The 20344-nt window shown below is 66.3% G+C and carries 22 protein-coding genes; 11 read left to right on the top strand and 11 right to left on the bottom strand.

Going from position 1 to position 20344, the window contains the following annotated elements; genetic code table 11:
- Nucleotides 1-14 precede the first annotated feature (14 nt).
- The 3 genes from M1248_RS08070 to rsmA all read left to right on the top strand — a co-directional run bounded on the left by M1248_RS08070 (nucleotide 15) and on the right by rsmA (nucleotide 3012).
- A complete protein-coding gene (locus M1248_RS08070; protein ID WP_317148023.1) occupies nucleotides 15-869 on the top strand; it encodes a TatD family hydrolase in 855 nt (284 codons plus the stop codon).
- Between the two features lie 83 nt (nucleotides 870-952).
- Nucleotides 953-2080, top strand: a complete 1128-nt coding sequence (locus M1248_RS08075; RefSeq protein WP_317148024.1) for a transglycosylase family protein — start codon at nucleotides 953-955, stop codon at nucleotides 2078-2080.
- Nucleotides 2077-3012: a 16S rRNA (adenine(1518)-N(6)/adenine(1519)-N(6))-dimethyltransferase RsmA gene (gene rsmA / locus M1248_RS08080; protein ID WP_317148152.1), complete on the top strand. Its 936-nt coding sequence runs from the start codon at nucleotides 2077-2079 to the stop codon at nucleotides 3010-3012. The genes M1248_RS08075 and rsmA overlap by 4 nt, the downstream gene beginning before the upstream one ends.
- Before the next feature lie 9 nt (nucleotides 3013-3021).
- On the opposite strand, the gene M1248_RS08085 is transcribed toward rsmA, so the two are convergent.
- Nucleotides 3022-3804, bottom strand: coding sequence for a serine/threonine-protein kinase (locus M1248_RS08085; RefSeq protein ID WP_163730569.1), 783 nt, complete (start codon nucleotides 3802-3804; stop codon nucleotides 3022-3024).
- Between the two features lie 82 nt (nucleotides 3805-3886).
- Here M1248_RS08085 and M1248_RS08090 point away from each other — a divergent pair, with 82 nt between their 5' ends.
- The 4 genes from M1248_RS08090 (at nucleotide 3887) to M1248_RS08105 (ending at nucleotide 8740) form a co-directional block, all read left to right on the top strand.
- Nucleotides 3887-4846 (top strand): 4-(cytidine 5'-diphospho)-2-C-methyl-D-erythritol kinase, encoded by a 960-nt coding sequence (locus tag M1248_RS08090; RefSeq protein ID WP_163730568.1) that lies wholly within the window; start codon nucleotides 3887-3889, stop codon nucleotides 4844-4846.
- A 302-nt stretch (nucleotides 4847-5148) separates the two neighbouring features.
- Complete coding sequence (locus M1248_RS08095; RefSeq protein WP_163730567.1) at nucleotides 5149-6783, top strand: fatty acyl-AMP ligase; 1635 nt, start codon at nucleotides 5149-5151, stop codon at nucleotides 6781-6783.
- Nucleotides 6784-6917: 134 nt separating this feature from the next.
- Nucleotides 6918-7895, top strand: a complete 978-nt coding sequence (locus M1248_RS08100; RefSeq protein WP_163730566.1) for an ATP-binding cassette domain-containing protein — start codon at nucleotides 6918-6920, stop codon at nucleotides 7893-7895.
- Nucleotides 7892-8740, top strand: a complete 849-nt coding sequence (locus M1248_RS08105; protein ID WP_317148025.1) for an ABC transporter permease — start codon at nucleotides 7892-7894, stop codon at nucleotides 8738-8740. Before M1248_RS08100 ends, M1248_RS08105 begins: the two co-directional genes overlap by 4 nt.
- Here the strand turns inward: M1248_RS08105 and M1248_RS08110 are convergent.
- Nucleotides 8737-9786, bottom strand: coding sequence for a phosphotransferase family protein (locus M1248_RS08110; RefSeq protein ID WP_317148026.1), 1050 nt, complete (start codon nucleotides 9784-9786; stop codon nucleotides 8737-8739). The genes M1248_RS08105 and M1248_RS08110 overlap by 4 nt on opposite strands.
- A gap of 110 nt (nucleotides 9787-9896) precedes the next feature.
- Nucleotides 9897-10460 (bottom strand): TetR/AcrR family transcriptional regulator, encoded by a 564-nt coding sequence (locus M1248_RS08115; protein ID WP_317148027.1) that lies wholly within the window; start codon nucleotides 10458-10460, stop codon nucleotides 9897-9899.
- A gap of 178 nt (nucleotides 10461-10638) precedes the next feature.
- On the opposite strand from M1248_RS08115, the gene M1248_RS08120 reads away from it, so the two are divergent.
- Both M1248_RS08120 and M1248_RS08125 read left to right on the top strand, forming a co-directional pair.
- Nucleotides 10639-11517 carry a hypothetical protein gene (locus tag M1248_RS08120; RefSeq protein ID WP_317148028.1) on the top strand — a complete coding sequence of 293 codons (879 nt, stop codon included), beginning with the start codon at nucleotides 10639-10641 and terminating at the stop codon, nucleotides 11515-11517.
- Nucleotides 11436-11801: a hypothetical protein gene (locus tag M1248_RS08125; RefSeq protein ID WP_317148029.1), complete on the top strand. Its 366-nt coding sequence runs from the start codon at nucleotides 11436-11438 to the stop codon at nucleotides 11799-11801. The genes M1248_RS08120 and M1248_RS08125 overlap by 82 nt, the downstream gene beginning before the upstream one ends.
- A gap of 129 nt (nucleotides 11802-11930) precedes the next feature.
- Here the strand turns inward: M1248_RS08125 and M1248_RS08130 are convergent, their stop codons facing one another.
- Nucleotides 11931-12578, bottom strand: coding sequence for a DUF6611 family protein (locus tag M1248_RS08130; RefSeq protein WP_317148030.1), 648 nt, complete (start codon nucleotides 12576-12578; stop codon nucleotides 11931-11933).
- 25 nt (nucleotides 12579-12603) lie between these two features.
- Here M1248_RS08130 and M1248_RS08135 point away from each other — a divergent pair, with 25 nt between their 5' ends.
- Both M1248_RS08135 and M1248_RS08140 read left to right on the top strand, forming a co-directional pair.
- Nucleotides 12604-13635 carry an epoxyqueuosine reductase gene (locus tag M1248_RS08135; RefSeq protein WP_317148031.1) on the top strand — a complete coding sequence of 344 codons (1032 nt, stop codon included), beginning with the start codon at nucleotides 12604-12606 and terminating at the stop codon, nucleotides 13633-13635.
- Between the two features lie 47 nt (nucleotides 13636-13682).
- Nucleotides 13683-14414: a cutinase family protein gene (locus tag M1248_RS08140; RefSeq protein WP_317148032.1), complete on the top strand. Its 732-nt coding sequence runs from the start codon at nucleotides 13683-13685 to the stop codon at nucleotides 14412-14414.
- Nucleotides 14415-14416: 2 nt separating this feature from the next.
- Here the strand turns inward: M1248_RS08140 and pth are convergent, their stop codons facing one another.
- From pth to glmU, 7 genes are all read right to left on the bottom strand, one after another.
- The gene (pth, locus tag M1248_RS08145) at nucleotides 14417-14995 is read right to left on the bottom strand and encodes an aminoacyl-tRNA hydrolase (RefSeq protein ID WP_163730555.1); all 579 of its coding nucleotides are present in this window, start codon (nucleotides 14993-14995) and stop codon (nucleotides 14417-14419) included.
- Between the two features lie 6 nt (nucleotides 14996-15001).
- Complete coding sequence (locus M1248_RS08150; RefSeq protein ID WP_317148033.1) at nucleotides 15002-15685, bottom strand: 50S ribosomal protein L25/general stress protein Ctc; 684 nt, start codon at nucleotides 15683-15685, stop codon at nucleotides 15002-15004.
- A gap of 129 nt (nucleotides 15686-15814) precedes the next feature.
- Complete coding sequence (locus M1248_RS08155; protein WP_317148034.1) at nucleotides 15815-16684, bottom strand: oxidoreductase; 870 nt, start codon at nucleotides 16682-16684, stop codon at nucleotides 15815-15817.
- A gap of 73 nt (nucleotides 16685-16757) precedes the next feature.
- Nucleotides 16758-17426: an LpqN/LpqT family lipoprotein gene (locus M1248_RS08160; protein WP_317148035.1), complete on the bottom strand. Its 669-nt coding sequence runs from the start codon at nucleotides 17424-17426 to the stop codon at nucleotides 16758-16760.
- A complete protein-coding gene (gene arsC / locus M1248_RS08165) occupies nucleotides 17423-17767 on the bottom strand; it encodes an arsenate reductase (glutaredoxin) (protein ID WP_317148036.1) in 345 nt (114 codons plus the stop codon). The genes M1248_RS08160 and arsC overlap by 4 nt, the downstream gene beginning before the upstream one ends.
- The gene (locus M1248_RS08170) at nucleotides 17767-18747 is read right to left on the bottom strand and encodes a ribose-phosphate diphosphokinase (RefSeq protein ID WP_163730549.1); all 981 of its coding nucleotides are present in this window, start codon (nucleotides 18745-18747) and stop codon (nucleotides 17767-17769) included. The genes arsC and M1248_RS08170 overlap by 1 nt, the downstream gene beginning before the upstream one ends.
- Nucleotides 18748-18821: 74 nt before the next feature.
- A complete protein-coding gene (gene glmU, locus M1248_RS08175; RefSeq protein WP_163730548.1) occupies nucleotides 18822-20327 on the bottom strand; it encodes a bifunctional UDP-N-acetylglucosamine diphosphorylase/glucosamine-1-phosphate N-acetyltransferase GlmU in 1506 nt (501 codons plus the stop codon).
- Nucleotides 20328-20344: the final 17 nt, after the last annotated feature.

Genomic DNA, 20344 nt, shown 5'->3' on the forward strand with positions numbered 1-20344 from the left:
CTTATTGTGTGGCGGTGAGTGACAAGCGTTCAGCCAGACGGGAGAAGCCCCCGGCTCCGGAACGGCTGGCACCGCTGATCGACGCGCACACCCACCTCGATGCCTGCGGTGCGACCGACGCCGAGAGCATCCGCACGATCGTCGACCGGGCCGAGGCTGTCGGCGTGCAGGCCGTCGTGACGATCGCCGACGATCTCGACTCCGCGCGCTGGGTCACCGACGCCGTCGACGCCGACCCGCGCGTCTACGGTGCGGTGGCGCTGCACCCCACCCGCGCCAACGCGCTCACCGACGAGGCCAAGGCCGTCATCGAGGGGCTGGCCAGGCATCCGCGCGTCGTCGCCGTCGGCGAGACCGGCATGGACATGTACTGGCCGGGCAAGCTCGAGGGCTGCGCCGACCCCGCGACTCAGCGTGACGCGTTCGCCTGGCACATCGACCTCGCCAAGCGCGTCGGCAAGCCGCTGATGATCCACAACCGGGACGCTGACGCCGAGGTCCTGGACGTTCTGGCCGCCGAGGGGGCTCCCGAGACCGTGATCTTCCACTGTTTCTCGTCGGATGCCGCGATGGCCAGGACGTGTGTCGCCAGCGGCTGGCTGCTCAGCCTGTCCGGAACCGTGAGCTTCCGCAATGCCACTGGCCTGCGGGAAGCGGCGTCGCTGATCCCCTCCGAGCAACTCCTCGTCGAGACCGACGCGCCGTTCCTGACACCGCACCCGTACCGCGGTGCGCCGAATGAGCCCTACTGCCTGCCCTACACTGTTCGTGCGCTCGCCGAACTCCTCAACAGAGCCGCTGAGGACGTTGCGCAAGAAACCACTTCGACGGCTGCCCGTGCCTACGGGCTGGCGAGTTGCTGCGCGTGAGCGTTTTCGTTACCGTCTTGTGATCAAACTCGGCGGGCTTCTGCAGGTAGGCCCACCGACCGATAGTCGGGATAGACGACGTTTTGAACATCTTGAATAAGATCCACCAGGAGCGGTCGCCGTTATTGCGCCTCGTGGTCGGGGTGACGTTGCTTGCGCTGACGTTCGCGGGTGGATTCGCAGTTGCTACGCATAAGACAGTGACCCTGGCCGTCGACGGCACTTCCATCACCGTGGACACCATGAAGTCGCGCGTTATCGACGTCGTCACGGAGAACGGTTTCGACGTTGGCGAACGCGACGACCTTTACCCGGCGGCCGATCAGACGGTGCATCAGTCCGACACGATCGTGCTGCGCCGTAGCCGTCCGCTGCAGATCTCCACGGACGGCCGGGACAGTCGTGAGGTGTGGACGACCGCGTCGACAGTCGATGAGGCGCTGAGCCAGCTGCAGATGACGGACAAGGCGCCCGCTGCGGCGTCGCGCGGCAGCCGAGTGCCGCTAGCAGGCATGTCGCTGCCGGTGGTGAGCCCCAAGACCGTTCAACTGTCCGACGCCGGTGTGGTCCGCACGGTGCACCTGGCCGCGCCGAACGTCGCCGCCCTGCTCGAGGCGGCGGGCGTGCCGCTGCTGCAAAGCGACGAGGTGGTGCCTGCCGCGTCCTCGCCGGTCGTCGACGGAATGCAGATCGAGGTGAAGCGGATTCGGATCGAAAAGGTCACCGAACGCGCGCCGTTGCCACCGGCGAATCACCGCATCGAAGATCCTGAACTCAACATGAGCCGTCAGATCGTGGAGGATCCCGGTACGCCGGGAACGCAGGACGTGACGTTTGCCATCGCAAAGGTTAATGGCGTCGAAACAGGCAGGATGCCAGTAGCCAATGTCGTAGTTGTTCCGGCCCGCGACGGCGTCCTTCGAGTCGGCGCCAAGCCCGGTACCGAGGTCCCGGAAGTCAACAACGGATCTACCTGGGACGCGCTTGCTCGGTGCGAAGCAGGAGGTAATTGGGCCATCAACACCGGCAACGGATATTACGGTGGCGTTCAATTCGACCAGAACACCTGGGAGCGCAACGGTGGTCTGAGGTATGCTGACAGGGCTGATTTGGCAACCAGGGAAGAGCAGATCGCGATTGCTGAGGTCACTCGGGCACGACAAGGGTGGGGTGCGTGGCCGACGTGTAGCGGGAGGATTGGTGCGCGCTGACCATTCGATTACTCGGGCGGACCGAGATACGACACCTGGCGAGAGAGATTGATTTCCGGCCACGCAAATCGTTTGGCCAGAACTTCGTCCATGACGCCAATACCGTTCGTCGAATCGTTTCGGCGTCCAGCGTCAATCGGCACGATCACGTTCTCGAGGTCGGCCCGGGCCTGGGCTCACTGACGCTTGCCCTGCTGGACCGGGGCGCATGCGTGACGGCGGTGGAGATCGATCCGGTGCTGGCCCGACAGCTGCCCATCACTGTCGCCGATCATTCGCACAGCGAGATCAACCGGCTGACGGTGCTCAACCGCGACATCCTGAACCTGCGTCGCGACGAAATCGCCGACGAGCCCACGGCTTTGGTCGCCAACCTTCCGTACAACGTCGCAGTGCCCGCGCTGCTGCACCTGCTGGCCGAGTTCCCCTCGATCCGCACCGTGATGGTGATGGTTCAGGCCGAGGTCGCCGAGCGTCTCGCGGCCGAACCCGGTGGCAAGGACTACGGCGTGCCGAGCGTGAAGGTCCGGTACTTCGGCAACGTCCGGCGCTACGGCATGGTCTCGCCGACGGTGTTCTGGCCGATTCCGCGGGTCTATTCCGGCCTGGTGCGCATCGACCGGTACGAGAAGTCGCCGTGGCCGACCGACGAAGGCTTCCGCGAACGCGTGTTCAACCTCATCGACATCGCGTTCGGGCAGCGACGTAAGACCTCGCGCAACGCCTTCGCCGAATGGGCGGGCTCGGGCAACGAATCGGCCAGCCGGTTGCTGGCGGCGAGCATCGATCCGTCCCGCCGCGGCGAGACGCTCTCGATAGCGGACTTCGTCCGACTGCTGCAACGGTCGGAGGAAAGTCAGGAGTCGATTCCGGCCGAGCCGAAGCCGGTCGTTCACCATCGGCATCCGCGCGACGGTTCCTTGCACGTCTGATCCCGGCGCCTACTGCAGCGCCCGGGTGATCAGCGAGACGAATTCACGGCAGGACGCGTAGCGGTCCTCCGGCGCCTTCGCGAGGGCTTTCGTCACGATTGCGTCGAATACTCTTGGCAGCCAGGTAATTTCACGTGACCAACGTGGTGGCGGCGTGTGCAGGTGTGCGTCGATGAGGCCAAGTCCCGACGAGGCTGTGAACGGTGGCGATCCGGTGATCAGTTCGACGGCGGTGCATGCCAGCGCGTATTCGTCGGTGGCTCCCGTCGGCGCGTGTCCGGTGATCAACTCCGGCGCCGCATAGGGGAGCGACGCTTCGATCTGCGTGGATCGGTGGGTGATATCGTCGGTGACCGCATGGGCGACGCCGAAGTCGATCAGGACAGCACTGGAAAGATCTTGGCGGACAAGGATGTTCGCGGGTTTCACGTCGCAGTGCACGATCGCGCGGTTGTGAGTGTAGTCGAGCGCGTCGGCGATCTGTTCGAGTGCGGCGAGACGCTTGGTCATGGTGCCCACGGCGACGATCCCGCCGCCGGTGACAAGTTCCATCGACAGCCACCCGGTGCCGCGTTCGTACACCGTCACGATGTGGGGATGGGCTAGGCGACGGGCGAATTCGAACTCGCGGCGCAGTCGCGCAATGTGGGTGAGATCGCGGTGGCCCTGGTCGAGGACTTTCAGCGCCACGTCCCGATCCCGGGCGCGCGCCCGGTACACCGTCGCATGGCCGCCGCGGCCCAGCGCCTCGTAGACGATGTGACCTTCAAACTCTTCGCCAACGGAGAGCACGCCCTCAGACTAGGGGTTTGATCGGCGAGGTTGACCTGCTCAGACGGCTCCTGGGTGCGGTCTCCTCCGATAGTGTCGTCTGGTGTCCAACGGCAACACCGCATCCGAATGGGTTCCGACCGGATCGGTGACTGTGCGGGTGCCGGGCAAGGTCAATCTGTACCTCGAGGTCGGAGATCGCCGCGACGACGGCTATCACGAGCTGACCACTGTGTTTCACGCGGTTTCGCTGCTCGACGAGATCACCGTGCGCAACGCCGACGTGCTGTCGCTGGAGTTGGCGGGAGAAGGCGCAGACACGCTGCCGGCCGACGAACGCAACCTCGCGTGGCGCGCCGCCGAACTGCTCGCCGAACATGTCGGGCGCGCACCCGACGTGGCGATCACGGTCGAGAAGTCGATCCCCGTCGCCGGTGGCATGGCAGGTGGCAGTGCCAATGCCGCGGCTGTGCTCGTCGCGATGAACACGCTGTGGGAGCTGGGGGTGCCGCGGCGCGACCTCCACGTGCTCGCCGCGCAGCTGGGCAGCGACGTCCCCTTCGCGCTGCACGGCGGCACCGCACTGGGTACGGGTCGCGGCGAGGAACTGGCAACGGTGCTGGCCCGCAACACTTTTCACTGGGTGCTGGCCTTCGCCAAGGGCGGGCTGTCGACGCCGTCGGTGTTCGCCGAGATCGACCGCCTGCGTGAGACGGAGCGCGACGCGCCGCCGCGCCTCGACGATCCAGAGCCGCTGCTGGCCGCCCTGGCGTCCGGCGATCCCGCGGAGCTGGCGCCGCTGCTCGGCAACGACCTGCAGGCAGCTGCGCTGTCTTTGGATCCCGAGCTGCGTCGCACCCTGCGCGCGGGCACCGAGGCCGGGGCGCTGGCCGGCATCGTCTCGGGCTCGGGACCGACGTGTGCCTTCCTCTGCTCGTCGGCGTCCTCGGCCGTCGACGTCGCCACCGAGATGGCCGGTGCCGGTGTCTGCCGGACCGTGCGCGTCGCCAGTGGGCCCGTGCAGGGGGCACGGGTGGTGCCCGCGCCGTCGGCCTCCGTGTGACGCGCCAGGCGCTTCGCAAATGACGGTGTGACTCAGGCCTCAATGCCCGCCAGATTTTGGCAGGTCCTTAAGAAATGTTTAAGATGATCGACGGTGAAAACTAGCGGTCATCCTTTGGACGCGGCATTCGCGCCCGCCGGCAACATCGGCGGGCGACTTGTCATAGCCGACCGCTCACCAGAGGCATCACCAATTCGAGACGCAACCGCTCCCCAATTGTGTGCGCGCCTCCTGGAAAGCGCCTCTGATCAGGCGGAGCATTACATCCGGGCATGTCCTGTTCGGAAACCGAGGAGGTTGTCGTGAGCCGTTTCACCGAGAAGATGTACCGAAACGCCCGCACCGTGACAACGGGCATGGTCACCGGTGAACCGCACGAGCCAGTTCGACACACCTGGGGTGAGGTTCACGAGCGGGCCCGCGCCGTCGCCGGTGGTCTGGCGGAGGCCGGAATCGGACTCGGCGATTCGGTCGGCGTGCTCGCAGGCTTCCCGGTCGAGATTGCGCCGGTAGCGCAGGGCCTGTGGATGCGCGGCGCCTGCCTGACCATGTTGCACCAGCCCACGCCCCGGACCGACCTCGTGATCTGGGCCGAGGACACCATGAACGTCATCGGCATGATCGAGGCCAAGGCCGTCATCGTCTCCGAACCGTTCCTCGTCGCGATCCCGGTCCTCGAGGAAAAGGGCATCACGGTTCTGACCGTCGCCGACCTGCTGGCGTCGGACCCGATCGACCCCATCGAGGTCGGCGAGGACGACCTGGCACTGATGCAGCTGACGTCCGGATCCACTGGGTCTCCCAAGGCGGTGCAGATCACCCACCGCAACATCCACTCCAACGCCGAGGCCATGTTCATCGGCGCCGAGTACGACGTCGACAAGGACGTCATGGTCAGCTGGCTGCCCTGCTTCCACGACATGGGCATGGTCGGCTTCCTCACCATCCCGATGTACTTCGGCGCGGAGCTCGTCAAGGTCACGCCGATGGACTTCCTGCGCGACACCCTGCTGTGGGCCAAGCTCATCGACAAGTACAAGGGCACCATGACCGCGGCCCCGAACTTCGCCTACGCGTTGTTCGCCAAGCGGCTGCGGCGCCAGGCCAAGCCGGGCGAGTTCGACCTGTCGACGCTGCGGTTCGCGCTCTCGGGCGCCGAACCCGTCGAGCCCGCCGACGTCGAGGACCTCTTGGACGCGGGTAAGCCGTTCGGTCTGAAGCCCGACGCGATCCTGCCCGCCTACGGCATGGCCGAGACCACCCTGGCGGTGTCGTTCTCACCGTGCGGCGCCGGCCTGGTGGTCGACGAGGTCGACGCCGACCTGCTCGCGGCGCTGCGCCGCGCCGTGCCCGCCACCAAGGGCAACACCCGGCGGCTGGCCTCCCTCGGTCCGTTGCTGACGGACCTCGAGGCCCGCGTCATCGACGAGCACGGCAACGTCATGCCCGCCCGCGGTGTCGGCGTCATCGAACTTCGCGGCGAGTGCCTGACACCCGGCTACATCACCATGGGCGGCTTCATCCCCGCCCAGGACGAGCACGGCTGGTACGACACCGGTGACCTCGGCTACATCACCGAAGAAGGCAACATCATCGTGTGCGGCCGCGTGAAGGACGTCATCATCATGGCGGGCCGCAACATCTACCCGACCGACATCGAGCGTGCCGCCGGCCGCGTCGAGGGCGTCCGGCCGGGCTGCGCCGTCGCGGTGCGACTCGACGCCGGTCATTCGCGGGAAACCTTCGCCGTCGCCGTGGAGTCCAACGCCTGGCAGGACCCGGTCGAGGTGCGTCGCATCGAGCATCAGGTCGCCCATGAGGTGGTGGCCGAGGTCGACGTGCGGCCGCGCAACGTCGTCGTGCTGGGGCCGGGAAGCATCCCGAAGACCCCGTCGGGCAAGCTGCGCCGCTCCAACTCGGTCTCGCTGGTCACCTAGAACCTGCGCGACCTTTTCCCTGCTCGCGACCGACCGTGTCTGTACGTGACACGCCGCGCAGATATGGCATTTTGCGGTCGCTCGCCGAGGAAATCCATTGGCTGCGCGTCGGAGCTCGTCGCTACGGTTGGCCCATGACCTCTCCGGCCATCGAGGCGATCGACCTCGTGAAGAAATTCGGTGACAACGCCTCCGAACGACCAGCTGTCGACGGCGTCAGCTTCGTGGTGCCGCCCGGCACGGTGCTGGGCCTGCTCGGTCCCAACGGTGCGGGTAAGACCACCACGGTCCGGATGATGACGACGCTGACGGTCCCCACCAGCGGAACCGCGCGGGTGGCGGGATACGACATCCGCGAGCAACCGGACATGGTGCGCCGCAACATGGGCCTCACCGGACAGGTCGCCACCGTCGACGAGCTGCTGACCGGCCGCGAGAACATCCGGATGATCGGCGGTCTCTACGGCATCGGTCGTCGCGACCTCGAACGCCTGGGAAATCAACTGTTGGAACAGTTTTCGATCGCCGATGCCGCCGACCGGCCGGTCCGCGGGTACTCCGGCGGCATGCGGCGACGGCTCGACCTCGCGGTCAGCTTGATCGCGTCACCGCCGGTGCTGTTCCTCGACGAGCCGACCACGGGTCTGGATCCGCGTAGTCGCAGCGAGCTGTGGGAGATGCTGCGCGGCCTCGTCGCCGAGGGCACGACACTGCTGCTCACCACGCAGTACCTCGAGGAGGCCGACCAACTCGCCGACGACATCGTCGTCGTCAATCACGGCCGGATCATCGCGCAGGGCACGCCGCTGCAACTCAAAGAGCAGGCCGGCAATGCCAGCCTGGTCGTCACCGTCTCGCACGCCACCGACCTGCCCGCGGCGCGGGAGCTCATCGCGCGTACCGGCGCCGAGGTCCACGTCGACGTTGGTGCACGGCAACTCACCGCGGCGGCCAACGGCATCGCCGACCTGACCCGGGTCGCGGGCTGGCTGCAGGAGCGCGCGATCGAGGTCGACGACATCGGCCTGTCCCGGCCCAGCCTGGACGACGTGTTCCTGTCCCTGACCGGCCATCGCGTCGAGGGCGACGAGACCGAGGAGGTCAGCGCATGACCACCACCGAGAGCGAGAAGCGCGACACCCTGGAACGGCCCCGGATCCGCCAGACGAACATCGCCGAGCAGTCGTGGATCATGGTCAAGCGCAACATGATCCACACCAAGCGGATGCCCGAGATGTTGAGCGACGTCACGGTGCAGCCCATCATGTTCGTGCTGCTGTTCGCGTTCGTGTTCGGCGCGTCGATCGCCACCGCCGGCAGCGCGTCCTACCGCGAGTTCCTGCTCCCCGGCATCCAGGCGCAGACCATCGTGTTCACCGCGTTCGTGGTGTCCACCGGAATCACCGCCGATGTCGAGAAGGGCATCATCGACCGGTTCCGATCGCTGCCGATTCGACGGTCGGCGGTGTTGATCGGACGGAGCATCGCCAGCCTGCTGCACTCGTCGATCGGTGTCGTGGTGATGGCGGTGACGGGGCTGTGCATCGGATGGCGGATCCGCGGCGGCTTCGTCGACGCGGTGCTCGCCTTCGCGCTGATCCTCGTATTCGGCTTCGGGATGATCTGGTTCGGCATCCTGATCGGCTCGCTGATGCGCTCGGTCGAAGCGGTCAACGGCGTGATGTTCACCGTTCTTTTTCCAATCACGTTCCTGGCCAACACCTTCGCGCCGACTGAGCCCATGCCGCGCTGGCTCCGTGTCATCGCCGAGTGGAATCCGGTGTCGTCGCTGACCCAGGCGGTGCGGGAGCTGTGGGGCAACGGTCCGCCCGCCCCGCCGGAGGCACAACTACCGCTGCATCACCCGATACTCGCGACGATCCTGTGGTCGCTGGCGATCACCGCGGTGATCGCCCCGTTCGCGTTGCGGGCGTACGCGCGCCGCACGGGCGACTAGGAGCGGATCGCGTCGACCGTCCACGCGGGCAGGATCGGCGCGCGAGTGAGGAAATGGTCGGCCTGTCCGTTGCGGCGCAGCAGCGACTGCATGCGCACGATGCAGCAGCCCATGCGCACCATCGCGAAGACCTCGTGCCAGCCCAGGTTTTCGAGTTCGCGGCCGATCATCTCTTCGAATCGGCGGACCACCGCGGCGCAGCTGTCGAAGCCCGGCAGTTCGGGGTCGGCATCGATCCCGTTGACCTCCAGCATCTGCTTGCGCGAGGCCAACCACCACCCGAAGTCCGTCTCGACCGGACACAGGCAGGCCTGCTCCCAGTCCAGTGCACCGACCATCTGGCCCACATCGTCGAAGATGCCGTTCGACGGCCGCGCGTCACCCCAGCAGACGCTCAGTGCGCCACCATCCTCGGGCTGTCCGCGGCGCAGCCAGGTGAACGCCTCGGTCATCAGGTCGGGGACCTGATTGTCGGTGCCCCACCGCACATATTCCAGCCACCAACCGATTTCGGCGGAGATGCCGACACCTGCGGGCCGCGACAGCCACGACGCCTCGCTCACCGGCACCGCCGTCAGCCGCACCAACGTCTCGAGAAACGAATCGTGCACGCGGCGCTGGACGTCGGGCCCGGCATCCCGCAGCCACCCCTTGACGGCATAGGTGAAATCCGATGGCGTGTGTCCGACGATGCGGGGCATCACCATGAACTTCGAGCCGATCCAGGTCCGGTCGGGCTCGTAGTAGATCGGCGAAGGCGTCGGGACGCCGTATTCGTGGAGCAGTTCCTGCGTCAGGGTTTGGGCGCCCAGGTCGTATTCGCGGAAGATGCCACCGCCGGCGGGCGGAATCCTGATGATGTAGTCATGTGTCTCGCCGTCGACCGTCGCGGAGAACATCAGGCTCTCGCTGGAGAATCCGCCGGCCCGGTTCGCTGCAACCAGTTCCGATACGACCGCGTCATCTCCGAACTTGTGCTCGCACCACTTCTGCAGCTGCGACCGGGCGGCAGCGAGGTCGCGTTGGACGAGCGTGATCCCAGCCATGCGGAAAAGATTTACATAGCACCCGCAGTATGTAAAGACTTCGAGCTTTACGTTTGGAGCACCATGCGTAATACGACGTGACGGTTCCGGACGTCAGTCGCCCAGCGCTACTAGCCGTTGACCACCCGCGACAGCCGCCGCCGCGACGGGCCGACCCCCGCTGCGTGACGAAGTTCGGCGAGGAACTGATCGGGGGTGCCACCCCCGATCACGTAGTGACAGACCGCTATTCGCACGACGGCGGCCGCGGCGACGTCGCTGTCGTCGCCGGGGATGATGCGAGCGATGCGCTCGTGGATGACCGGCAGCACCCGCTTCATCTGTTGCAGCACATGCTCTGGTTCGATGTCGGCAAGCGACCCCAGCGAGTACGTGCTCTGGAATTCCACGATGAATTGCAACGCGGCGTCGAGACGGTCGGAGCCGTCGAGGCCCGCGACCGCGGCGGCGATACCGGCGTCGAAGTTGTCCTGCTCGTACCGGCCGAACGCCTCGAGCAGTCCGTCCTTGGAGCCGAAATGGCGGTAGAGCGTCGGACGCGACACCTTGGCCTCGGCCGCTACGTCCGAGAGCTGCAACTTGCGTCTGCCATCCCTGGCGAGCACGACGAAGGTGGCGGCGAGGATCCGTCGCCGCGTCGACGGATCCGCGTCGACGGTGGGGCGAGCAGCCACGGTCGTGTCCTTTACATCTAATGGTCCAAATGTCACACTAGCGCTGTTTCGAGCTCCGGTGCGGCTCGATGAGCCGAGACACCGTTGGCGCCAATGTTAAGTCCCGGACGGGGCGGAACCGATATGGCGAAGTACTTCGGTTTCCCTGTTCGGATGGAACCTCTGAAAGGCAGTCATTGTGCTGACGACGAACTACGGCGCCTTGGTACCCGAAGACGAACTGCTCACCCATCAGATCGTCGATACCTTTGCCACGGTCAGCCAGTCGGATCCCTCATGGACCGAGAAAATCTGGACGATCGCCCACGCCCGCGACAACTCGCTGCAGGTCGTGCTCGGTGTCGGCAAGTACACCAACCGCGGCGTCTTCGACGGAGCGGCCGGCGTATGCCGAGGCACCGAGCAGTGGACGGTGCGGGCCGGGCGCCGGTTGTCGTCAGATCCGGCGGGCACCCAGGTGGGCCCGATCGCCTACCGCGTGGTGGAGCCGTTGCGCGCCGTCCGGGTGAGTCTGGAGAGAACCGAGCACGCCCCCATCGCATTCGACGTCGAGCTGCGCGGAACTTTCGATACCGCGCTGGAGGATCCTTGGCCTGACCGCAGCCCGGACGGCTACCGCGTCACGCACAACGTGTTGCGCTACCACCAGATCGGAGTCGCGTCCGGATGGGTGGAGCTGGACGGCGAGCGCACCGAAATCGAAGCGGACAAGTGGATTTCGATCCGCGACCACTCATGGGGACTGCGGCCCGGGGTCGGCAAGCCGATTCCGGGGCTGCCCCGCGGTGGCCGCAAGATCAAGCAGATGTTCATGACGTGGCTGCCGATGACCATGACCCGCAGGACGGGTCGACGTACTCGCTGTTCGTCATGTATCAGGAGGAGCGCGGCGATGGTTTTCTCGAGATCCGTTGTCAGGCAGAGCAACAGGGCGACGACGGGACATCGCACAGGTTCGTGTCCGTCGAACAGGACATGCACTTTCAGGATGACAACCGCCGCTTCACCCACGGCACAATCACCCTCATCGATGCCGACGGGTCCAAGCGTCCGCTGACCATCACCGCGGCCGGGCCGGGCGGCTTTCACCTCGGCACCGCGGGCTATTACGGCTGGAACGACTGGGTGTACGGCCAATGGGTGGGCGATCTCAGGGTCGAGGGCAACCACGTCACCGACTGTGACAAACCCGAGAAGGCGCGCGAACTCCATCAGCTGCGCGATCTGCTGGTGCGCGTCGAGGACCCCGTCGGGGGTGGAGTCGGGCTGGGCAACGCCGAGACTTTCGCGCTGGGCGCTTTCCCCGAACGCGGACTCAGCGCGGAGAACTCGTTTCTGTGATCCGCGTCCGACGCTGGCATCGACCAGTTTCTTCCGCGATTCGATTCTGACGGCCGATGATCGTCCTGATCGTGAGGAAATACGCGACGGGGACCAACATCAGGGTGAGCACCTGAAGCAGTTCGATCATCACGCGCTCCGCCCAGGTTCGCGCAGCGTCGAATCAGCCAGTGCCGGCGCCATCTCGTCGTAGACGGCCCACCAGATCGACTCGTGTTCGGCCGCGCTCAACGCCGCGTCGGCGAGGCCCTCGTCGGCTCTGATCAACCGCGCGCCCAAGCGCTGAATCATGTCCCGCTCCGCGGTCGATCCCAGATCCGGTCGGCCGACCAAAACCGCGGCGGTCATGGTGCGGACCTGGGTGCGCAATGGTCCCGCCAGCGCCGAAGCGATGAGACCCAGCCCGAGCGTGACACCGATCGAAAGCGCGAGCGCTATCCACGGATCGAGGGCACCGACCAGATAGATCTCGGCGATGATCCAGGCCGCCACACCCCACAGGGGCCAGCCCCGGGCGACGCGGAGGCGGCGTCGCTCGGTTCGGCTGATGCCCGGCGGATACACGACCAGTCGATAGCGCGTCACGCCGAACCGGTCGGGGCGCACGTCGATTGATCCCCACCGTCGATCACCGTCGAGAAGCTGATGCCAGGCACACCTCAGTACGCCGTTGTGGCTGTTGGACATGCTTCCGGTGTACGCCCGTTCGCGATGCGAAAGCGTCGTCTGAACGGTTTCTTTACGCGGCGGTTCAGCCTTCTTACGGCTACCGAACATCTGAGTATTGTGTACTATACCTAGCATGACCGACAGAGTCTCCGCTCGGCTCGCCGACCACCCGACAGTGCGCAAGGTGCGGGCACGCAAAACCGAGAAGCCAGGCGTCATCGACGCCGACTGGCTACGTCAGGTCTGTCTCGATGCGGGCGTCGACGACGTCGCGTTCGCCAGCGTCGACAACCCCGACCTCGCCTCCGAACGTGAACATGTCGACGAGGCCTTGCCCGGCGTCGCAAGTTACATCTCCCTGGTCGTCAAGATGAACCGCGACAACGTCCGCTCCACCGCGCGCAGCGTCGCCAATCAGGAGTTCCACCGCAGCGGCGAGATCATGAACGAGGCCGCGCACCGCATCACCCGCGCGCTGCAAGATGCCGGCTACCGCGCCATCAATCCGTCGATGTCGTTTCCCATGGAGATGGACCGGTTCCCCGGTCGCATCTGGGTGGTGGCGCACAAACCTGTCGCGGTAGCCTCCGGCCTCGGCGTGATGGGCATCCACCGCAACGTGATTCACCCGAAGTTCGGCAACTTCATCCTTCTCGGCACGGTGCTTGTGGCCGCGCCGGTCAGCAGTTACGGTGAGCCGCTTGACTATTCGCCGTGCCTGGAATGCAAGCTCTGTGTCGCGGCCTGCCCGGTCGGTGCCATCAAGAAGGACGGGGAGTTCGACTTCTTCGCGTGCTCCACCCACAACTACCGCGAGTTCATGGGCGGATTCACCGACTGGGTGCAGACCATCGCCGACAGTGAAGACGCGGCCGATTTCCGTTCGCGAGTCAGCGATTCCGAGAACGCCTCGATGTGGCAGAGCCTGTCCTTCAAGGCCAACTACAAGGCGGCCTATTGCCTGGCGGTGTGTCCGGCCGGAGAGGACGTCATCGAGCCGTACCTCGATGACCGCAAGGGCTTCATGGATCTGGTCCTCAAACCACTGCAGGAGAAGAAGGAGACGCTCTACGTCCTGCCGAACTCGGTGGCAAAGGAGTACGCCGAGCGACGTTTCCCGCACAAGCAGATCAAGGTGGTCGACAGCGGCATCAGCGGACTCTGATTTCGCTAGACGGAATAGATTCGCCGCTCGACGGCGTTTGGCCCGGTATGAAGATCAGCCGAGGGGTCACGCGCGGTTTACTGTTGGGTGTTGCGGCACTGATGGTTTCGGGTGTAACGCTCGTCGCACCGGCATTGCTTCCGGCGGGCCCGACGGGCGTCGCCTCGGCGCAGCCCGCCGAGTGCGCCGATGTTCAGGTCGTCTTCGCGCGCGGCACCGGTGAGCCGGCGGGCATAGGGCGGGTCGGCGACGCGTTCGTCGATGCGCTGCGACCGTTGGTGCCGGGGCAGTCGGTGGACGTGTACGCAGTCAACTACCCGGCCTCGTACGACTTCCTCCGCGCTGCCGACGGCGCCAACGACGCCAGCGCATTCGTCCAGAACACCGTCGCGACCTGCCCCGACACCAAGATCGTGCTCGGCGGCTTCTCGCAGGGTGCCGCGGTGATCGATGCGCTTGCGATCGCCAACCAGCCGACGCTCGGCTTCACCAACCTGTTACCGCCGGCCGCCGCCGATCACGTCGCCGCGGTCGCTGTGTTCGGCAACCCGTCCATCCGGTTGCTCGGCGGCCCGCTGACGTCGCTGAGCCCGCAGTACGGATACAAGACCATCGACCTGTGCAACGGGGCCGATCCGGTGTGCTCCGGTGGTGACGACAGGCCCGCGCACAGCCTGTACGTGCAGGCCGGATTGACGACGCAGGCAGCACAATTCGTGGCCAACCGACTCACCTCCGAGGCGCCGATCACGACGCTGGCGGGTCAGACGCACGGCTGACGCTAGCCCCAGGCGTGCACGGTGTTCTGCGCCGGCTCCAACCCCTGGGAGATCAGCAGTTCGGTGGCGTCGGCGGCCTGCTCGCAGATCGTCGGCACCTCTTTCCACTCCGCCGAGGTGAACGTGCCGAGCACGAACGCTGCGCCCTCCATCCGGCCGGGCGGGCGACCGATTCCGATGCGGACACGCTGAAAGTCGTTGGAGCCCAGGGACGAGCCCACCGATCGCAGGCCGTTGTGCCCGGCGACCCCGCCACCGAACTTCAGCCGGATGCGGCCGAAGTCGATGTCGAGCTCGTCGTGGATGACGATGATGTCGGCGGGCGCCACCGAATAGAACTTGGCCAGCGGCGCGACCTGACGCCCGGACTCGTTCATGTAGCAGCGCGGCTTGGCGAGCACCACCGGACGGCCGGCGAGCTGACCGGTGACCACCTCGGCCCCCGACTTCTTGTGCACCTTGAAACCCGAGCCGATGCGATCGGCGAGGATGTCGGCGACGAGGAAGCCGAGGTTATGCCGCGTGGTGGCGTACTGCGGACCGGGGTTGCCGAGGCCGACCACAAGTTGGGGTTCGGCCATCGCGTGCTACTCGGACTCCGCGGCGGGTGCCTCGCCGGCTTCGCCCTCGCCCTCGGCCGCTTCGCCCTCGGCGGCTTCGCCTTCGGCCGCTTCACCCTCGGCGGCTTCGCCAGCGCCCTCGGCCTCGAGGTCTTCCTCGGTCGGGGCGGCGACGACGTTGACGACGAGCAATTCGGGATCGGAGACCAGCGAAACACCGTCGGGCAGCGGGATCGCGCTCGCGGCGAACTGGGTGCCGATCTCGGCGCCCTCGACCGAGACGGTGAGGTTTTCCGGGATCGACTGCACGTCGGCCTCGATCTCGATGCTGTTGCTGTCCTGGGTGACCAGCGTGCCCGGCGCCGCTTCGCCCTCGACAATGACGTTGACCTCGACGGTGACCTTCTCGCCGCGGCGCACGACCAGCAGGTCGGCGTGCGTGATGTTGCGGCGGATCGGGTGCAGGGTCAGCGCCTTGGTCAGCGCGAGCTGCTCGGAGCCCTCGATGTCGAGGGTGAGCACCGCGTTGGTGCCGGCGTGGCGCAGCACCGCGGCGAAGTCGTGGGCATTGAGCTCGAGGTGCTGCGGTTCGCTGCCGTGGCCGTAGAGGACGGTGGGTACCTTGCCGTTGCGGCGCGCGCGGCGCGACGCACCCTTGCCGGTTTCCGTGCGGATTGCTGCGGCGATGTTGTTCGGCGCGTTCTTGGCCATTGGGTTCAACTCCTGTGTCGTGTCGAGCACGGCCAGGGAACCTCTAGATGGTTCGCGTCGATAACGGTGGCTGCCCACCCTCGCCGTGATTAGCAGCCAGGGTAGCCGCAGCCGCAGCTCAACCCCAAATCAGAGCCCGAACTTGGTGTCCGTGAGCTGCTCGGACAGCTCCCACAGCCCAGCGGCCTTCTCGGCGTCGCGAGCCAGCGGGCTGCGCAGCGGGGTGGGCCCGGTCGGACCCCACATCGCGAACTGCGGCCCGACGAATGTATTGCCCGGCAGGTCTTCGGCCACCGCGTACAGCGTCTGACGGGCGCCGAAGTCGGCGTCGGTCGCCAGCTTGTTGCCGAACGTCATCAACGCGTCGCCCAGCTTGCGTCCGGTGTTGCCCTGCAGGTTTGTCGCCGAATAACCGGGGTGGGCGGCGTGCGCCTTCAGCGGTGACCCCGCCCCGTCGAGTCGCTTCTGCAACTCGCTGGTGAACAGGAGATTGGCGAGCTTGGACTGGCCGTAGGCCCGCCACGGCGAGTAGGGCCGCGCCTTCCAGTTCAGGTCCTTGAGGTTGATCTGGCCGATCAGATGCATGCCGGAGGACACGGTCACCACGCGGTCGGTGATCTTGGGCAGCAGCAGGTTCGTCAGGGCGAAATGGCCGAGGTGGTTGGTACCGATCTGGCTCTCGAACCCGTCGACGGTCAGCGCGAAGGGGACCGCCATGATGCCCGCGTTGTTCACGAGCACGTCGACGTTGTCGACCCCGTCGGCGAACGCGCGCACCGATGCGAGGTCCTGCAGGTCGAGCTTGCGCACCTCGACATCGCCGGTGATGGATCGCGCGGCCTCGTCGCCCTTGGCCGTGTTGCGCACGGCGAGAATCGTCTTGGCCCCGACGCGGGCCAGTTCACGGGCGGTGATCAGGCCCAGGCCGCTGTTGGCTCCGGTGACGATGACGGTCCGTCCGGCGAAGGACGGCAGGTCGGCGGCGGTCCATTGACTCATGGCGCCCACCCTAGCGGCGCCATCCAACCGGTGGGTTCGCCGAACGTGAACGGTCCCCTACTTCGTGTGGGCCCTACTTCGGGGGAGCCTTCGGCACTGCGACGTTGAAGCCCCGGATGATCGCCTCGATATCGGGCGCCTCTTCAACGGCCTTGTCCGCGTAGCCCGTCACCGTGAACTGGATGAGGTACCGATTGTTGGCCGGCGGTGCACCGGTCGCGATGACGATCCGGTTGTAGGTGTGCATCCGCGCGCCGTTGAGGTCGTAGCTGCCCTCGATCATGGCCGACGGGAAGCCCTTGAAGTCGTCCATCGACGCGTTGAGGCGCTTGAAGTTCTCCGACATCTCGGCGTCGACGTAGCCGTGCCCGATGGCTTCCTTGACATCGAAGTCACCGTTGAGCTTGAAGACGATCACCATCGCCATCGGATAGGTCGTGCCCTTGGCGATCACCCGCGTGCCCGGCGACAGATTCGAGTTGAAGAACGGCTTCCAGCCCGGTGGTGTCGGATACGTCACCGTGAGGTCGGTGAGCTTGTCCGCCGGAATGGGCTCTCCGACGACGCCCTTCTGTTCCAAGTAGGTCGCGATGGGCACCTGCGCCTCGTCGCCCGACGAAGTGGTCGTGGCCGTCGTCGGCGTCGTCGACAAAAGCGACTGGTAGTCAGGCGGTTTCGGCGCACAACCCGACGCGGCGAGAACCGCCAGCGCGGCGGCTACCACGCGGTGGCGAACCCTCACAGAATCTCGCGCACCGCGTCGATAGGCCGGGCCAGTCGGGTGCCCTTCGTGGTGACGACGAACGGCCGCTCGATCAGGATCGGGTTCTCGGCCATCGCGTCGAGCAGTTCGTCGTCGGTGGCATCGGCGAGATTCAGTTCTCCGTAAAGAGATTCACGCTTACGCACCGCGGTGCGCACGTCGATGCCGGCGTCCTTGATCATCTTTGCGAGCTCGGCGCGGGTCGGTGGGGTCTTGAGGTACTGCACCACCGTCGGCTCGATGCCGTTGTCCCGCAACAACTCCAGCGTCTTACGGGAGGTGCTGCACTTCGGGTTGTGATAGATGGTTCCCTCTGGCACTACGCGGACCCGTCGAAAAGGCTGGTGACGGAACCGTTGTCGAACACCGCGCGAATGGTGTTGGCCAGCAGCGGTGCGATCGATAGCACGGTCAGCTGCGGGAAGCGTTTTTCCTCATCGATCGGCAGCGTGTTGGTGACGATGACCTCGCGTGCACCGCAGTCCGCGAGCCGTTGCGCGGCGGGATCGCTCAGCACGCCGTGCGTCGCGGCGATGATGACGTCGCTGGCACCGTCGGCGCGCAGCAGGTTCACCGCGCCGGCGATGGTGCCGCCGGTGTCGATCATGTCGTCGGTGAGGATGCAGGTCTTGCCCTTCACGTCGCCGACGACGCGGTTGGACTTCACCTGGTTGGGCACCAGCGGGTCGCGGGTCTTGTGAATGAAGGCGAGGGGAACGCCGCCCAGTGAGTCGGCCCACTTCTCGGCGACACGCACGCGGCCCGAGTCGGGGGAGACCACGACCATGTCGTGGTCGGAGTAGTTCTCGGCGATGTAGCCGGTCAGCAGCTTCTGCGCCCGCATGTGGTCGACGGGGCCGTCGAAGAAGCCCTGGATCTGATCGGTGTGCAGGTCGACCGTCAGGATCCGGTTCGCACCCGCGGTCTTGAGCAGGTCGGCGACCAACCGCGCGGAGATCGGCTCGCGGCCGCGATGCTTCTTGTCCTGGCGGGCGTAGGGGTAGAACGGCAAGATCGCCGTGATGCGCTTGGCGCTGCCACGCTTGAGCGCGTCGATCATCAGCAGCTGTTCCATCAGCCACTGGTTCAACGGCGCGGGGTGCGACTGCAGTACGAAGGCGTCGCAACCGCGAACCGACTCGTCGAAGCGGACGAAGATCTCGCCGTTCGCGAAATCGCGGGCGGTCTGCGCCGTGACGTGGACGTCGAGCTCTTTGGCGACCTGTTCAGCCAGTTCGGGGTGCGCGCGACCCGAGAACAGCATCAGATTTTTGCGGTTGTCGGTCCACTCGGTGCCCACAGTGCCCTCATTGCTCGGGGACGATATCGGCTCAATCGTACGGGTTGCCAAATCCCGAACACCTGGCAACCGGCTCACGGCTTTGTGGCGTCGTCCTGGCTGGGCTGTTCGCCAGATGGACTGGATGCGCCCTCGGCTGAGCCCAATGCCGCCGCCGCTGCGGCGGCCGAAGCCGATCCGGGTCGCTTACGCGCCACCCAGCCCTCGACGTTTCGCTGTGGCCCCGCCGACACCGCCAGTGCGCCCGGCGGCACGTCCTCGCGCACCACGGTGCCCGCGCCGGTGTAGGCGCCGTCACCGATGGTGACCGGCGCGACGAACATCGTGTCGGATCCGGTACGTACGTGGGAGCCGATCGTCGTGCGGCTCTTGTTCTCGCCGTCGTAGTTGACGAACACGCTGGATGCGCCGATGTTGCTGTGCTCGCCGATATCGGCGTCGCCGACGTAGGTCAGGTGCGGCACCTTCGTACCCGCCCCGATGGTCGAGTTCTTCGTCTCGACGAACGCGCCGAGCTTGCCGTCGGCGCCCAACACGGTGCCGGGTCGCAGGTACGCGAACGGGCCGACGGCTGCCCCACCACCGATCGCCGATTGACTGCCGTGGGTGCGCACCACCATCGCCTCGTCGCCGACTGTGACGTCCGTCAGCGTGGTGTCCGGGCCGATCTGGCAGTTCGCGCCGATGTGGGTCGACCCGAGCAGTTGACTGCCGGGGTAGACGACGGTGTCGGGTCCGATGGTCACGTCGACGTCGATCCAGGTGGAGGCCGGATCGGTGATCGTCACCCCGGCGCGCTGGTGCGCGGTCACGATGCGCCGGTTCATTTCGGCGCCCAGCGTGGCCAGCTGCACCCGGTCGTTGACGCCGGCGACCAGCATTGAGTCGTCGACGTGCTTGGCTCGCACCACGTGGCCGTCGGACCGCAGGATCGAGATGACGTCGGTCAGGTACTGCTCATGCTGCGCGTTGTCCGACCGCAGACGGCCGAGTGCCGACCGCAACGCGGTGGTGTCGAAGGCGTAGACGCCGGCGTTGACCTCGGTGATGGCCAGCTGCGACGGGGTGGCGTCGGCCTGTTCGACGATGCCGATGACCTCGCCGTCCTGGGTGCGCAGGATGCGGCCGTAACCCTTGGGGTCGGGCAGCGTCGTCGTCACCACCGTCGCGGCGGCGGATTCGGCACTGTGCACTGCGATCAGGTCGGCGAGCGTGCCGGCGTCCAGCAGCGGTACGTCGCTCAAGGTGACGACGACAGTGCCGGTGAAGCCGACGGGCAGCGCGGTCAGGCCGCACGCGACGGCGTGCCCGGTGCCCAGCTGCTCTTCCTGCACCGCGATGTCGATGCCGCGGCCGAGGTCGGCTGCCAGCTTGTCGACTGCGGGCACCACCAGGTCGCGGTCCTTGCCGACGACGACGATGAGGTGCTGCGGGGTCGCGTCGGCGACGGCGTGCAGCGCGTGCGACAGCATGCTGCGGCCGGCGATCTCATGCAGCATTTTCGGGGTTGCGGAGCGCATCCGGGTGCCTGCGCCTGCCGCCAAGACGACGACGGCCGAATCAGTGGGCCCCTGGGTCATAGGGTTTCCCTTCCCCG

Origin of the sequence: Mycobacterium sp. 29Ha (assembly GCF_032883055.1) — a bacterium.
GTDB classification, from domain to species: Bacteria; Actinomycetota; Actinomycetes; order Mycobacteriales; family Mycobacteriaceae; genus Mycobacterium; species Mycobacterium gallinarum.

Excerpts from the sequence above, each read along its gene's own strand:
- M1248_RS08125 (WP_317148029.1), top strand. The coding sequence starts at position 11,436 with ATGCACTTTCAGGATGACAACCGCCGCTTCACCCACGGCACAATCACC.
- M1248_RS08110 (WP_317148026.1), bottom strand. The coding sequence starts at position 9,786 with ATGGCTGGGATCACGCTCGTCCAACGCGACCTCGCTGCCGCCCGGTCG.
- M1248_RS08105 (WP_317148025.1), top strand. The coding sequence starts at position 7,892 with ATGACCACCACCGAGAGCGAGAAGCGCGACACCCTGGAACGGCCCCGG.
- M1248_RS08130 (WP_317148030.1), bottom strand. The coding sequence starts at position 12,578 with ATGTTCGGTAGCCGTAAGAAGGCTGAACCGCCGCGTAAAGAAACCGTT.
- glmU (WP_163730548.1), bottom strand. The coding sequence starts at position 20,327 with ATGACCCAGGGGCCCACTGATTCGGCCGTCGTCGTCTTGGCGGCAGGC.
- M1248_RS08135 (WP_317148031.1), top strand. The coding sequence starts at position 12,604 with ATGACCGACAGAGTCTCCGCTCGGCTCGCCGACCACCCGACAGTGCGC.
- pth (WP_163730555.1), bottom strand. The coding sequence starts at position 14,995 with ATGGCCGAACCCCAACTTGTGGTCGGCCTCGGCAACCCCGGTCCGCAG.
- M1248_RS08140 (WP_317148032.1), top strand. The coding sequence starts at position 13,683 with ATGAAGATCAGCCGAGGGGTCACGCGCGGTTTACTGTTGGGTGTTGCG.
- M1248_RS08100 (WP_163730566.1), top strand. The coding sequence starts at position 6,918 with ATGACCTCTCCGGCCATCGAGGCGATCGACCTCGTGAAGAAATTCGGT.
- M1248_RS08150 (WP_317148033.1), bottom strand. The coding sequence starts at position 15,685 with ATGGCCAAGAACGCGCCGAACAACATCGCCGCAGCAATCCGCACGGAA.
- M1248_RS08155 (WP_317148034.1), bottom strand. The coding sequence starts at position 16,684 with ATGAGTCAATGGACCGCCGCCGACCTGCCGTCCTTCGCCGGACGGACC.